The organism is Umezawaea endophytica, from assembly GCF_025061645.1.
Taxonomy (GTDB): domain Bacteria; phylum Actinomycetota; class Actinomycetes; order Mycobacteriales; family Pseudonocardiaceae; genus Umezawaea; species Umezawaea endophytica.
In genome coordinates, this window is record NZ_JANYMP010000018.1 from 127,900 (window position 1) to 141,731 (window position 13,832).

Here is a 13,832-nt window from a genome sequence, read left to right on the forward strand (position 1 = left end):
GCTCGGCGGCTCCGCGACCGGCAGAGGGTCATCCAGCACCGGATACCGCTCTGACGCGGGCCTGCGCCAGGCCGACGCCGACGAGCACCACCACCATCCCGAGGACGACGCGCGTGCTCAGCTCCTCGCCGAGCACGGCCGCGCCCAGCGCCACCGACACCACGGGCAGCAGGTAGCCGACGGTCGCCGCGCTGGTCGCGCCCTCGTCCGCGATGATCCGGAAGTTCAGGTAGAACGTGGCGCCGGTGCCGAACACCCCCAGCACCACCACGGCCACCACCGCTCCGGCCGTGATCGCGGGGCCGGTGCCGCTCACCGGCAACGCCAGCGCGCTGAGCCCGGTGGCGGCCAGGAGCTGGGCCGCGGACACCGCCATCGGCGCGCTCGTCCCGACGAGGTGCCGTCCCATGTAGGCGAACGCGACCGCGTAGCTGGCCGCCGCCCCGAGGATGGCCACGGCTCCCCAGCTCACCAGTCCGGACTGCCGCCACGGGGCGAAGATCAGCAGGACGCCGGTGAAGCCGGTCAGCAGCCCCGCGAGCCGACGGGGCTGGAGGCCCCGCCGCGCGGTGAGCAGCAGCGCCCACAGGGGAGTGGTCGCGTTCAGCACGCCCGCCACGCCGGAGTCGACGGTCTGCTCGCCGATGGCGAAGAGGGCGAAGGGGAGGGCGTTGCAGAAGAACGCCGCTACCAGCAGGTGCCGCCAGGTCGTCAGGTCCCGCGGGAAGCGCTGCCCGCGCGCCAGGAATAGCAGGACGGCGGCACCGAGTGCGCAGCGGACGACCGTCACCTGCACGGGGGTGAGGCCCGCCAGTGCGAGCTTGATCCACAGGAACCCCGACCCCCAGAGCAGGGCGAGCATCACCATCCGAACCCACGACGCGTTGGTCATGAGACCGACCGTGCCCGGTGGCACGCGGTAGCACAACTGAAGGTTTGTGGGTGATCGTTAAGGCAGGCTAAACAGTCCTGGCTGCCTTCATGAACCGCTCTCCCAGCACCCGCAGGTGCTCTCGCAGTTCCGGCGGGTCGAGGACGTCGAAGTCGAAGCCCATCACGCCGAGGTGGATGGCGAGCACGTCGAGGCGTTCGGCGCCCGTGGTCATGAGGCAGGTGTGCTCGTCGATGGGGTCCAGCGACACCGAGGTCGGCGACGTCTCCTCCTGCACGACCTCGATCGGCGCGTGCACGACCAGCCGCGCCTGATGTCGGTAGGCGACGCTGCTCACCTGCCGCGAGATGTACACGGCGAGGTCCTCGTGCGGTGGTTCGCGCGGCGGGAAGCGGGCCGCGAGCGTCGGCTCGCCGTCGATGCGGTCCAGCCGGAACGTCCGCCAGTCCGCGCGGTCCACGTCCCACGCGACGAGGTACCAGCGCCTGCCGGTGTGCACCATGCCCTGCGGTTCGACGTGCCGCGGCGCGGCCTCCGAGTCGCGTGCCTGGTAGCGGAACCGGATCGCCTGGTGGTCGCGCGTCGCGCCCGCGATGGTCGTCAACGTCCCCGCGTCGATCGTCGGCCCGAACGGCGCCAGGGTGCTCGTGTGCGCGGCCAGCGCGCCGACCCGCCGCCGCAGCCTCGACGGCAGCACCTGGTCGAGCTTCGTCAGCGCCCGCACGGACGCCTCCCCGATGCCGGACACCGTGCCGTTGGCCGCGGTGCGCAGCCCGATGGCGACCGCGACGGCCTCGTCGTCGTCCAGCAGCAGCGGCGGCAGTTCGGCGCCCGCGCCCAACTGGTACCCGCCGGTGACGCCCGAGGTCGCGTTCACCGGGTAGCCGAGGCTGCGCAGCTTGTCCACGTCGCGCCGCACCGTGCGGACGTCCACGCCGAGGCGGCCCGCGAGGTCCGCGCCCGTCCAGTCGCGGCGCACCTGCAACAGCGACAGCAGGCGCAGCAGTCGGGCCGAGGTCTCCAGCATGGGACGAGTCTCGCACCCATCGCGGACGACGAGTGTCCGCGATGGCCCCGGACCTTGACCGGAGCCCGTCCGCTAATTACCGTCCATTCGGTCGGTAAATCTCGCGGGAGAGGCGACCTCGTGACCACCACGCACAGCGGCGTGCCCCGGCCGAAGCGGCTCGGCGCGGCCCCCGCGCGGGACGACCTGACCGCCGTCGAACGCCTCGGCGTCGACGAGCTGCGGGCCCTCCAGCTCGACCGTCTCCAGTGGACGCTGCGGCACGCCTACGCGAACGTCCCCTTCTACCGCGCCAAGTTCGACGCCGCGGGCGTGCACCCCGACGACTGCCGCGAACTGGCGGACCTCGCGAAGTTCCCCGCCACCACGAAGCACGACCTGCGCGACAACTACCCGTTCGGCATGTTCGCCGTGCCGCAGCAGGACGTCCGGCGCATCCACGCCTCCAGCGGCACCACCGGCAAGCCCACCGTCGTCGGCTACACCGAGCGCGACATCGACACGTGGGCCACGGTCATGGCGCGGTCGATCTTTGCCGCGGGCGGCAGGCCGGGGCACAAGATCCACGTCGCGTACGGGTACGGGCTGTTCACCGGCGGGCTCGGCGCGCACTACGGCGTGGAGAAGCTGGGGGCGACGGTCATCCCCGCCTCCGGCGGCATGACGGCCCGGCAGGTGCAGATCATCACCGACTTCCGGCCCGAGGTCATCATGGTGACCCCCTCGTACATGCTGACGCTGCTGGACGAGTTCGAGCGCCAGGGGCTCGACCCGCGCGCCAGTTCGCTCCGGACCGGCATCTTCGGCGCCGAGCCGTGGACCGAGCAGATGCGCCTGGAGATCGAGGAGCGCGCGGACCTCGACGCGGTCGACGTCTACGGCCTGTCCGAGGTGATGGGGCCGGGCGTGGCGCAGGAGTGCGCGGAGACCAAGGACGGGCTGCACGTGTGGGAGGACCACTTCCTGCCCGAGGTGATCGACCCGGACACGGGGGAGTCCAGGCCCGACGGCGAGGACGGCGAGCTGCTGTTCACCTCGCTCACCAAGGAGGCGCTGCCGATCATCCGGTACCGCACCCGCGACCTGACGAAGCTGCTGCCGGGCACCGCGCGGCCCGCGTTCCGGCGGATGGAGAAGGTCACCGGCCGCACCGACGACATGATCATCCTGCGGGGCGTGAACGTGTTCCCCACCCAGATCGAGGAGATCGTGCTCCGCGTCGACGGCGTGGCCCCGCACTTCCAGATCCTGCTGACCCGCCCGGACCGGCTCGACTGCCTCACCGTCCTGGTCGAGGCCCGACCCGACACCACGGCCGACCGCCGCCGGACCGCCGCCGACGAGATCCGCGCCAGGGTGAAGGACGGCGTCGGGGTCAGCGTCGACGTGGACGTCGTCGACCCGGACACGCTGGAGCGCTCGGCGGGCAAGATGCGCCGCGTGATCGACCAGCGCTCGTGACGGCCGCCGCCGCCCGCCGCGGCAGGCCCGGCTACGACCTGGAGTCGCTGCTGCGCGTCGCCGTCGGCCTGTTCAACGAACGCGGCTACGACGGCACCAGCATGGACGACCTGTCCCGGCGGCTCGGCATCTCCAAGTCCGCCATCTACCACCACGTCCGGAGCCGCGACGACCTGCTCCGACTGGCGCTCGACCGGGCGCTGGACGGCCTGTTCGCGCTGGCTGCCGAGGTCGAGGAGCACGACGGCGGGGCGCTGGAACGCCTGGAGCACCTGGTGCGCGGCAGCGTCCTGCTGCTGGTCGACCGGCTGCCGTTCGTCACGCTGCTGCTGCGCGTGCGCGGCAACACCCCCGCCGAACGCGCCGCCCTCGCCCGCCGCCGCGAGTTCGACGGCCTCGTCGCGGCACTGGTCGCCGGTGCCGTCGAGGACGGCGACCTGCGGGCCGACATCGACCCCGCCACCGCCGCCCGCCTGCTGTTCGGCATGGTCAACTCGCTCGTCGAGTGGTACCGGCCGGACGGCGACGTCCGCGCCGCCGACCTGGCCGACGCCGTCGCCGCGACCGCGTTCACCGGCCTGCGCGTGCGCTAGGCCCGCCGCGCCGTCCCCGGCCACACCACGACCACCGGCACCCCGGACGCGCGGGCGTGTTCGACCACGTCGCCGGTGCCGCCCTTGCCTCCCGCGGGCTGGCCGTCCCACACCGCCACCAGCAGCTCGACGCTGGCGAGCATCCGCTCGTTCGCCGCCACGTACGCCTGCCGCCCGGACAGCATGAACGGCAGGACGCTGACGATGTCCGCCTTCGCGATCAGCTCGTCGTACGCGGCCACCCGTTCCGGCTTGAGCTTGGCGCGGTAGTCCATCGCGGGCAGCACGACCTCGACCTTGCCGCCCAGTTCCAGGACCACGCGCGCGAAGAGCTGGTCCGCGCCGGGGGCCAAGCAGGTCACCCCGATGAGGGATGACCTGCCCGCCGTTTCCTCGACGAGGATCTCGCGGATCGCCTTGTGCACGGCGTCCACGCACTCCGGCACCAGATTCGTGTGCCCGGTGATGCCGACCCGCATCAGGCCGTCCGCATGGCGCGGATGGCGTCGCGCGCGTCCCGGACACCGGGCAGGTCCCGGTGCCTCTCCGACTCCTTCGAGAAGTCCTGGAGCTTGCGCAGCACCCGACCAGACGAGAGCCGCTCCACCGTCGGCAGGACGTCGCCGATCAGGTCGCACGCCTCCTCCGGCTCACCCGCGACCATCTTCGTGCGGGCCAGCCCGATCACGTCGAACGCCCGGTTGCGCACCCGTGACGGGTCCCGCAGGTCCAGCGCCCGCCGGATGTGCAGCTCCGCCGACGGCGCCTGGCGCGGGTCGTGCCCCGCCAGGTCCCTCGTCCGAGCGCCGATCACGCCCTCCAATTCCGCTTCGTCGAAGCTGTGCAGCCACCACGGCTCCGCCTCGGCCTCGCGCTGCGCGAAGCTGTCCTGCGCGACCCCGACCACCCGGTCGAACTCCCGCACCTGACCCATCTGGGCGTACGCCCACGCCTCCCTGGTCGCCAACAGCGCCTGGAGGGTCGGCGTCGCCGTTCGCCGGGTGCCGTACTGGGCGAGCTGCACCAGCTCCAGCCCGTCCTCGGGACGCCCGAGGTCGAACATCTGCCTGGCCATCGCGGCCAGGCAGAGCGCGGCGAACGGGTCGTTGCGGCCCGCCTTCGCCATGCGGACACCGAGCACGTAGTAGCGCTGGGCCGCGTCGTGCAGCCCCGCGTCCCACGACATGCTCGCCGCCACCTTCGACAGCTCCGCGCCGATGAAGAAGGCCCGTTCCGTCGTCGGGCCCGCCGGCGCGCGCGACAGCCTCTCGGCCAGTTCGTCGAGCTGGCCGAGCACCGCCTTGCGGGCCAAACCGAACCCGCCCCTCCCGCCCCAGCCGCGCAGCCCGTCCGCGACGCGCTGCAGCGCCGCCAACTCCTCCTCGCTGATCGCCGAACTCGACGACCACCTGGACATGGTCTGCAACGGATGTAGCCACCGCTGAAGCGGTTCGACCAGTGCGGGACCCACTGCCACAGCGGCCGCCCCCGCGAGCGCCGCTCGTCTGCTGATCGCCAAGTCGTTCCTCGCCGTCTCCTCGACCGATCGGGCAATGCTGGACGCGTCCCACGCCGCGCCGAGCACATCGGGCGGGGTTACCGTTTCCGGTCCCGCCTGGCTCTGGATGCCGGACCGGTCGAACCACAACCGGTCGCCGGGAATGCCCAGCGTCTGCGCGAAGTGGCGCAGGCGGTCCATCCGGTCGATCGGGTTCTCACCGCTCTCGTACCGGGACAGTTGTGCCTGGCTGATGCCCAGCCAGGAGGCCATGCGGTCCTGGGTGACCCGGCTGACGTGCTGCGGGTGGTGGCGGTACGCGGCGAGGACCGCGCCCATGTCCCGCGCGGTCAGCGCACCGGCCATGGCCGGTTGGTCCCAGAACTCGGAGGGCTGCTCGGGTGGCCCGAACACGTCGGCTCGCGCGTTGCGCCTGCACCGGTGGCAGAGCCGATCCGTGTTGTCGGCGGCGATCAACGCCCCGCACGGGCATGCGCGCCTGGAACTGGATGCCCTTGGGCTTATCTGTGCCATGGCCTTCGCTCCCGTCACTGAGCGTGCACACAAGTGTATGCCGCGGTGATCAGGAGTCCATGCATTTCGTGCATAAGTCGCGGTTGAGGTCGGGAAAGTTGTTCAGTGACGCCGAGTGGTGGATGCCGGTGATGCATCCGGTGCATGAGGCGCACCCGCCGGGCGTGTGGTGTCCGCCTCCCCGGACCAGCACCCTGCTCCCATCACCGTCAACGGGCCTGATCCCCGTGCCGGAGGACGACAGCAAGCGCCGGAGTGCGACCACCCGACCAGGGAGGACGACCACCCATGAGCATCACCGCCGCAACCACCGCCGAGACCGCCAAGCGACCGGGAGTGCCGCACAGCCGCGTCCACGAGCAGTTATTGGGCGAGGCGATCGCCGGGTACCGGCTCCTCGGGTGGCGGGTCTCCGTCACCGAGCAGGGCGTCTTCCTGCCCCTCGGTCCCTCGACCACCGCGCTCGCCATGCCCGCCAGGATCGGGTCCAGGGTGCTGGCCGACCTCAAGGCCCGCATGCTGGCGGGTCCGGTCACCGTCATCCCCGGCCCGCGCGAGCACTGGATCTTCCTGGCCGAGCTGGTCGCCCTGCTGCCGACCCACCTCAAGGCCCCGCCCGAGGTGCAGTTCGTCCGGTCGCCGCAGCGGATCGCGCTCCCGCCGACCATGACCCGCTACGGCTCGCTCCGCTGGGCCAACCCGCCGTCGCACAGCAGGCACTGGTTCCCGCCGTTCACGGCGGTGCTGGCGCTCGCGCGCAGCGCCGCGGCGAACGACCGCTGATTTCCGGTGGGCGCCCCGGCGCCCACGTCGGAACACCCGCCATCGGAGTCGGGTGCCCGTCCCGCCCATTCTCGGGGATCGAGTGCGGGGGACGGGACCACACGCCACCGCGGCAGGACCGCCGCGGTGGGGCAGTGGGCCGAAGCGCGACGCACCTGGCCACGGTCACCTCCGCGACCAGGTGCCCGGCCTGATCAACGGTCGCAGGTCCGCGGATCGACCTCGACGAACCTGCCGTCCGGGGACACGACCCCGCCGACGTACACCCGGCCGTGCTCGGAGTACTCGGCGAGCGCGGTCACCTCGAACGGCTTCCCCCGGTCATCGACCACCTGCTCGACCTCCGCGGCGCCGACGCCCGCGTTGACGGTCGTCTCGATCTTGAACTCGCAATGCCGCTTCGCCGTCAGGCCGTGGACCAGGAGCACCTGACCGAGACGGAGTCGATGCCGCCCGCCTGGAGGACGGTGTCCGCCCGGCCGCTCAGGTCGTAGGTCGTCTTCCCGTCGTCGATCTGGACCACCCCAATCCCGTGTCGCACCGGTCCGAGGGACCCGCGTCACCCGGTCCGGGCAGACTGGGCCGGGTGAACCGCCGAACCCTCCTGTGCGGGCTGGCGGCGCTCCCCGTCGCGGGCTGCGCCACCTCCACGGCCAGGAAGACCCCCGGTCCCGGCACCGCCAAGCCCGGCGACCGCCTCGCGGCCGTGGCCGACGTCCCGGTCGGCGGCGGGGTACTCGTCGACACCCCCGGCGGCGGTCAGCTCCTGCTCACCCGGCCGGAGGCGGGCACCGTGAAGGCGTTCAACCCGGCCTGCCCGCACCAGGGCACGACGGTCAACCCGCCCACGGCGGGCGAGATCACCTGCCCGACGCACAAGAGCGGCTTCGACCCCGCCACCGGTGCCGTCCTCACTGGTCCAGCACCCGGAGGGCTGGTCGAGGTCGCCGTGGAAGTCGTCCGAACGGACGTCGTCCTAGCCTGAAGACCTGCTGAATCTGCCGTCTCACTGAACCCTTGATCCACCAAACGCGTAATTGTCGGGTGTAGCCCGAACCACCACCCACCACTACGCGGAGGATCGGTTTGACTTCCCTAGCCGAGAACGCAGGCCCATTGACTTCCCGCCGGTCCATGCTGTGCGGGCTCGCGGTCGCGATGGTCGTGCCCGGCGGTCTCGCCGCGTGCAGCACGACGACCACCAACCCGAGCACGGGCGGCGGCACCACCGGCGCGGGCAACACCGGCGGCAGCACCCCCGGCAACGCGGGCGCGGCGGGCCTGGCGGCGCTGGCGGACGTGCCGGACGGCGGCGGCTTGATCGTCGAGTCCGGCGGCAAGCCGCTGGTGCTCACCCGGACCGGTGACGTCGTCAAGGCGTTCGGCGCCGCCTGCCCGCACGCCGGGACGACGGTCAGCCCGCCAAAGGGCGGGATCATCACCTGCCCGAACCACGGCAGCCAGTTCGGTGCCTCGGACGGGTCCCTCAAGAAGGGGCCGTCGACGAAGGGGCTCACCGAGGTGCCGGTGAAGGTCAGCGGCGACCAGGTGGTCATGGCCTGAGGGCGCCGATGGGTCGGCCACGCGCAGAACTGTCGGTGGCCGCACGTAGGCTTGTCCCGTGGCCGACCCGTCGACCTACCGCCCCTCGCCCGGCACCATCCCGGAAGCTCCCGGCGTCTACAAGTTCCGCGACGCCGGCGGCCGTGTGGTGTACGTGGGCAAGGCAAAAAGCCTCCGCTCCCGGCTGAACTCGTACTTCGCCGACCTCGCGGGCCTGCACGACCGCACCCGGCAGATGGTGACCACCGCCGCCAGTGTCGAGTGGACGATCGTCAGCACCGAGGTCGAGGCCCTCCAGTTGGAGTACAACTGGATCAAGGAGTTCGACCCGAGGTTCAACGTCCGGTACCGGGACGACAAGTCCTACCCGGTCCTCGCGGTCACCCTGCACGAGCGGTTCCCCCGGCTCTACGTCTACCGCGGCCCGCGCCGCAAGGGCGTCCGCTACTTCGGTCCGTACGCGCACGCGTGGGCGATCCGCGAGACGCTGGACCTGCTGCTGCGGGTGTTCCCCGCGCGCACCTGCTCGGCGGGCGTGTTCAAGCGGCACAACCAGATGGGCCGCCCCTGCCTGCTGGGGTACATCGACAAGTGCTCCGCCCCGTGCGTCGGCCGGGTCAGCGCGGACGAGCACCGCGACATCGTCGACGACTTCTGCGACTTCCTCGCAGGCAGGACCGACGCGATGGTGCGCCGCGTGGAGAAGGAGATGCTGGCCGCCTCCGAGGAGTTGGAGTTCGAGCGCGCCGCCCGCCTGCGCGACGACCTCGGCGCGCTGCGCCGGGCGCTGGAGAAGCAGGCCGTGGTGCTCGGCGACGGCACGGACGCGGACGTGGTGGCGTTCGCGCAGGACGAGCTGGAGGCCTCCGTCCAGGTCTTCCACGTGCGCGGCGGCCGGGTGCGCGGCCAGCGCGGGTGGGTCGTCGACAAGGTCGAGGAGGTCGACGTCGTCGGGCTCGTCGACCAGTTCGTCACCCAGTTCTACGGCGAGCAGGTCGAGGGCGCCGAATCGACCGGCGTGGTCGCGATGGCGGTGCCGCGCGAGGTGCTCGTGCCGGAACTGCCCGCGGACGCCGAGGTGCTGGAGCGCTGGCTCACCGACCTGCGCGGCAGCAAGGTGCAGATCAGGGTGCCGCAGCGGGGCGACAAGCGGGCGCTGATGGAGACGGTCGCGCGCAACGCGGTCGAGCAGTTCCAGTTGCACAAGCTCAAGCGCGCGGGCGACCTGACGGCCCGGTCGGCGGCGCTCCAGGAACTCCAGGAGCTGCTGGGGCTCGACACGGCCCCGCTGCGCATCGAGTGCACGGACATCAGCCACGTCCAGGGCACGGACGTCGTCGCCTCCCTCGTGGTGTTCGAGGACGGGCTGGCGCGCAAGTCCGAGTACCGGCGCTTCGCGATCCGCGAAGCCGCCGACGAGGGCGACGTGGCCTCGATCGCGGAGGTCGTGCGGCGCCGGTTCCAGGCGTACCTGAAGGAGACGGCAAACGACGTCCCCGGCCAGGTGCCCGGCATCGACCCCGAGACGGGCAAGCCCCGCCGGTTCTCCTACGCGCCGAACCTGCTCGTGGTCGACGGCGCGGGCCCCCAGGCGCAGGCCGCGTCGGACGTGCTGGCCGAACTGGGCATCACCGACGTGGCCGTCGTCGGCCTGGCCAAGCGGCTGGAGGAGGTGTGGGTGCCCGGCGAGGTCGACCCGGTGATCCTGCCCCGCGCCAGCGAAGCCCTCTACCTGCTGCAACGCGTGCGCGACGAGGCGCACCGGTTCGCCATCGCCTACCACCGGCAGAAGCGGTCCAAGCGGATGACCACGTCCGAGCTGGACGAGGTGCCCGGCCTCGGGCAGACCCGCAAGGCCGCTCTCCTCAAGCACTTCGGCTCGCTCAAAAAGCTTCGCGAGGCGAGCATCGACGAGATCAGCGGTGTGCCCGGCGTGGGCAGGCGCACCGCGGAAGCCGTGCACGCGTCCCTGACGACGGGGAGCGGCGCGGCGAGTACCGAAGGGGAGTCATCGTGAGTGCACCCGCCGGCGAGAAGTCCGGCATCGAAGTCGCGGTCGTGACCGGCCTGTCGGGGGCAGGGCGGAGCACGGCCGCGAAGTGCTTGGAGGACCTCGGCTGGTTCGTGGTCGACAACCTGCCGCCCGAGCTGATCGCGACCATGGTCGAGCTGGGCGCGCAGGCGCGCGGCGCGATCACCAGGGTCGCGGTCGTGATGGACGTGCGCAGCCGCGCGTTCACCGAGGACCTGGCCGCCATCATCAAGGACCTCGACGCCCGCGGCTACAAGCCGAAGGTGCTGTTCCTGGAGGCGACCGACGACGTGCTGATCCGCCGGTTCGAGGCGGTCCGGCGAGGCCACCCGATGCAGGGGGACGGGCGGCTCGCGGACGGCATCGAGTCCGAGCGGATCCTGCTGACGCCGCTGCGCGAGGAAGCGGACCTGGTGCTCGATACTTCGGCGCTGTCCATCCACCAGTTGCGCGCCAAGATCGAGGACACGTTCGGCACCGAGTCGGCGACCCGCACCCGCGTGACGGTGCTGTCGTTCGGCTACAAGTACGGCCTGCCGATGGACTCCGACCTGGTCATGGACGTCCGGTTCCTGCCGAACCCGTTCTGGATCCCGGAGCTGCGCGAGCAGACCGGTCTCGACGGCGAGGTCCGCAACTACGTGCTCAGCCAGGAGGGGGCCGAGGAGTTCCTCGACCGCTACCACGAGCTGCTGCGGCTGATCGGCGCGGGCTACCGGCGTGAGGGCAAGCGGTACCTGACGCTCGCCGTCGGCTGCACGGGCGGCAAGCACCGCAGCGTCGCGATCTCGGAGGAGCTGGCCTCGCGGCTGGCCACCGAGGACGGCATGGCCGTGAAGGTGGTCCACCGGGACCTGGGTCGCGAGTGACGGACCCGTCGGCGGAGCCGATCACCGGGCGGAGCGGCCTCGGGGGTCTCAGGGCGGTGGCGTTGGGCGGTGGCCACGGCCTCCACGCGACGCTCACCGCGCTCCGCCTGCTCACCCACGACGTGACCGCCGTGGTCACCGTCGCGGACGACGGCGGGTCGTCCGGTCGGCTGCGCCGTGAACTCGGCCTGCTGCCGCCCGGCGACCTGCGCAAGGCCATGGCCGCGCTGGCGGGCTCCGACGAGTCCAGCAAGCTCTGGACCAGCCTGTTCGGCCACCGCTTCGGCGGTACGGGGGCGTTGGCGGGCCACGCGGTCGGGAATTTGGTGCTCGCCGGGTTGTTGGAGCAGTTGGGCGACCCGGTCGCCGTGCTGGACGAGGCGTGCAAGCTCCTCGGCGTTCGCGGGCGGGTGCTGCCGATGAGCGTGCAGCCGTTGCAGATCGAGGCGGACGTGATGGGGCTGGACGAGGACGCGGCGCAGGTGCGGCGCATCCGCGGGCAGGTCGCCGTCGCCACGACCCCCGGCCGGGTCGAGCGGATCAGGCTGCGCGGCCCCGGCGGTGAGCGGGCGCGGGGGTGCCCGCAGGCCGTCGAGGCGGTGCTCGGCGCGGACGTCGTGCTGCTCGGACCGGGCTCCTGGTTCACCAGCGTGCTGCCGCACCTGCTCGTGCCGGAACTACGCGAAGCGCTCGAAGCGACCACGGCGAAGCGGGTCGTGGTGCTGAACCTCGTCCCCCAACCGGGCGAAACCGAAGGCTTCTCGCCGGAGCTGCACCTCGACGTCCTGTGGCAGCACGCGCCGGATTTGAAGGTCGACGCCGTCATCGCGGACGTCGACTCGGTGCCCGTTCCGGACCGCCTTCGCCGCGCCGCCGCTGCTCTGGGCGCTGCGGCCCACCTCTCGCCCATCGCGGAACAGGGCGAACCGGAACGCCACGACCCCGTCGCGTTGGCCGCCAGTCTCCGCCGCGCGTTGGGTGGCCCAGGTGAAAGCGCCGGTCAGGCGTCCAGTACAACGCTCCACAGGAGTAGTCAGCACAGGGGAGGCGAGGAATCATGGCGATGACCTCGGCGGTCAAGGACGAGCTGAGCAGGCTCGCCGTCTCGAAGACCTGCTGCCGCCGTGCCGAGGTGTCCTCGCTGCTGCGGTTCGCCGGAGGCCTGCACATCGTGGCGGGTCGAGTGGTCGTGGAAGCAGAGGTTGACCTCGGGTCCACGGCGCGTCGGCTGCGTCGCGAGATCCACGAGCTGTACGGGCACCAGTCGGAGGTCTTCACGATCACCTCCAGCGGGTTGCGCAAGGGGACCCGGTACGTGGTCCGGGTCGTGAAGGACGGGGAGGGGCTGGCCCGCCAAACCGGCCTCCTGGACCCACGCGGGCGCCCGGTCCGCGGGCTGCCCGCTCCGGTGGTGTCCGGCGGGGTCTGCGACGCCGAGGCGGCTTGGCGCGGGGCGTTCCTGGCTCACGGCTCGTTGACGGAGCCCGGTCGGTCTTCTTCGCTGGAGATCACCTGCCCAGGGCCTGAAGCGGCTCTGGCACTGGTGGGGGCCGCTCGGCGGATGGGGATCGCGTCGAAGTCCCGTGAGGTGCGGGGCGCTGAGCGGGTCGTCATCCGCGACGGGGACGCGATCGGCGCGATGCTGACCCGGCTGGGTGCGCACGACAGCGTGCTGGCCTGGGAAGAGCGCCGGATGCGGCGCGAGGTCCGGGCCACGGCCAACCGGTTGGCGAACTTCGACGACGCGAACCTGCGGCGCTCGGCTCGCGCGGCTGTCGCCGCTGCTGCTCGGGTGCAGAGGGCGTTGGAGATCCTGGGGGCCGAGGCCCCGGATCACCTGGCCGCGGCTGGGGCGTTGAGGTTGGCGCACCGGCAGGCTTCGTTGGAGGAGTTGGGGCAGTTGTCCGAGCCCCAGATGACGAAGGACGCTGTTGCCGGGCGCATACGGCGTTTGTTGGCCATGGCTGACAAGCGGGCGAAGGATTTGGGTATGGAGGATACGGAGTCGGCTGTTACGGCGGACATGCTTGAGGCTGAGGTGTAGGTGTAGGTGCGGGTTTGGGCGTGGCTTCGGCTTGGTTGGGATCGCGTGGGTTCCAGCGGGGTCGGGCACTGCGGCGGGTTCCGGCCGGGAGGTGGCCGATTTGACTTGGGGCCCCTCTTTTGGCGCTAGTCGGGCCAAAACGGCAGGTGGAGAGCTTGCCGCCCGACTGAGTTTAGCGCCAAAAACCCCAAGTAAAATCGGCCACGTTGCGTGCGGCCTAAACGTTCCGCAGTGGTCGGCAGAAATGCAAAAGCAAAACTGTGGTGGTGGCCCACTACGGGAATGGCATGCGCGGCCCTAGAACCGTGGCCGATTTTACTTGGGGGATTCGACCCTTAAACTTGCGCCGGGCGGGGCTTCACCTTCTGCCCTTTAGTGCCCGGCGAAGGGTCGAATCTAGGGGCCCCAAGTCAAATCGGCCACACCACGCTGGAACCGGCACCGAGCCTGCCGAATGCGCCGGAACCGCCAGTCGCCCTGCCGACCACCCCCGAACCGCCAGCCGCCCTGGTTCCCCGGCTGGAACAGACACTCGC

The 13,832-nt window shown here is 71.5% G+C and carries 14 protein-coding genes; 9 read left to right on the plus strand and 5 right to left on the minus strand.

What is annotated here, in order from left to right; genetic code table 11:
* Positions 1–28: 28 nt before the first annotated feature.
* The gene (locus NZH93_RS31890) at positions 29–892 is read right to left on the minus strand and encodes a DMT family transporter (protein ID WP_259626969.1); all 864 of its coding nucleotides are present in this window, start codon (positions 890–892) and stop codon (positions 29–31) included.
* A 67-nt stretch (positions 893–959) separates the two neighbouring features.
* The gene (locus tag NZH93_RS31895) at positions 960–1,919 is read right to left on the minus strand and encodes a helix-turn-helix transcriptional regulator (protein ID WP_259626970.1); all 960 of its coding nucleotides are present in this window, start codon (positions 1,917–1,919) and stop codon (positions 960–962) included.
* A gap of 120 nt (positions 1,920–2,039) precedes the next feature.
* On the opposite strand from NZH93_RS31895, the gene paaK reads away from it, so the two are divergent.
* Together paaK and NZH93_RS31905 are read left to right on the plus strand one after the other, a co-directional pair.
* Entirely contained in the window at positions 2,040–3,380 is a 1,341-nt protein-coding gene (gene paaK, locus NZH93_RS31900; RefSeq protein ID WP_259626971.1) for a phenylacetate--CoA ligase PaaK, read from the plus strand.
* Positions 3,377–3,973 carry a TetR/AcrR family transcriptional regulator gene (locus NZH93_RS31905; protein WP_259626972.1) on the plus strand — a complete coding sequence of 199 codons (597 nt, stop codon included), beginning with the start codon at positions 3,377–3,379 and terminating at the stop codon, positions 3,971–3,973. Before paaK ends, NZH93_RS31905 begins: the two co-directional genes overlap by 4 nt.
* Here NZH93_RS31905 and NZH93_RS31910 read toward each other — a convergent pair.
* Together NZH93_RS31910 and NZH93_RS50130 are read right to left on the minus strand one after the other, a co-directional pair.
* A complete protein-coding gene (locus NZH93_RS31910; RefSeq protein WP_259626973.1) occupies positions 3,970–4,452 on the minus strand; it encodes a hypothetical protein in 483 nt (160 codons plus the stop codon). The genes NZH93_RS31905 and NZH93_RS31910 overlap by 4 nt on opposite strands.
* Positions 4,452–5,885, minus strand: a complete 1,434-nt coding sequence (locus NZH93_RS50130) for a helix-turn-helix domain-containing protein (protein WP_308214257.1) — start codon at positions 5,883–5,885, stop codon at positions 4,452–4,454. The genes NZH93_RS31910 and NZH93_RS50130 overlap by 1 nt, the downstream gene beginning before the upstream one ends.
* Positions 5,886–6,293: 408 nt before the next feature.
* Between NZH93_RS50130 and NZH93_RS31920 the strand changes: the two genes are divergently transcribed.
* Positions 6,294–6,788, plus strand: a complete 495-nt coding sequence (locus tag NZH93_RS31920; RefSeq protein ID WP_259626974.1) for a hypothetical protein — start codon at positions 6,294–6,296, stop codon at positions 6,786–6,788.
* 194 nt (positions 6,789–6,982) lie between these two features.
* Here the strand turns inward: NZH93_RS31920 and NZH93_RS31925 are convergent, their stop codons facing one another.
* Entirely contained in the window at positions 6,983–7,216 is a 234-nt protein-coding gene (locus NZH93_RS31925) for a hypothetical protein (protein WP_259626975.1), read from the minus strand.
* A gap of 158 nt (positions 7,217–7,374) precedes the next feature.
* On the opposite strand from NZH93_RS31925, the gene NZH93_RS31930 reads away from it, so the two are divergent.
* The 6 genes from NZH93_RS31930 to whiA all read left to right on the plus strand — a co-directional run bounded on the left by NZH93_RS31930 (position 7,375) and on the right by whiA (position 13,296).
* A complete protein-coding gene (locus tag NZH93_RS31930; protein ID WP_259626976.1) occupies positions 7,375–7,773 on the plus strand; it encodes a Rieske (2Fe-2S) protein in 399 nt (132 codons plus the stop codon).
* Positions 7,774–7,904: 131 nt separating this feature from the next.
* The gene (locus tag NZH93_RS31935) at positions 7,905–8,351 is read left to right on the plus strand and encodes a Rieske (2Fe-2S) protein (RefSeq protein ID WP_259626977.1); all 447 of its coding nucleotides are present in this window, start codon (positions 7,905–7,907) and stop codon (positions 8,349–8,351) included.
* 58 nt (positions 8,352–8,409) lie between these two features.
* Positions 8,410–10,368 (plus strand): excinuclease ABC subunit UvrC, encoded by a 1,959-nt coding sequence (gene uvrC / locus NZH93_RS31940; RefSeq protein WP_259626978.1) that lies wholly within the window; start codon positions 8,410–8,412, stop codon positions 10,366–10,368.
* 26 nt (positions 10,369–10,394) lie between these two features.
* On the plus strand, positions 10,395–11,252 hold the full coding sequence (gene rapZ, locus NZH93_RS31945) for an RNase adapter RapZ (protein WP_372506937.1): 858 nt from the start codon (positions 10,395–10,397) through the stop codon (positions 11,250–11,252).
* The gene (locus NZH93_RS31950) at positions 11,249–12,319 is read left to right on the plus strand and encodes a gluconeogenesis factor YvcK family protein (RefSeq protein WP_259626980.1); all 1,071 of its coding nucleotides are present in this window, start codon (positions 11,249–11,251) and stop codon (positions 12,317–12,319) included. Before rapZ ends, NZH93_RS31950 begins: the two co-directional genes overlap by 4 nt.
* A complete protein-coding gene (gene whiA, locus NZH93_RS31955; protein WP_259626981.1) occupies positions 12,310–13,296 on the plus strand; it encodes a DNA-binding protein WhiA in 987 nt (328 codons plus the stop codon). Before NZH93_RS31950 ends, whiA begins: the two co-directional genes overlap by 10 nt.
* Positions 13,297–13,832: the final 536 nt, after the last annotated feature.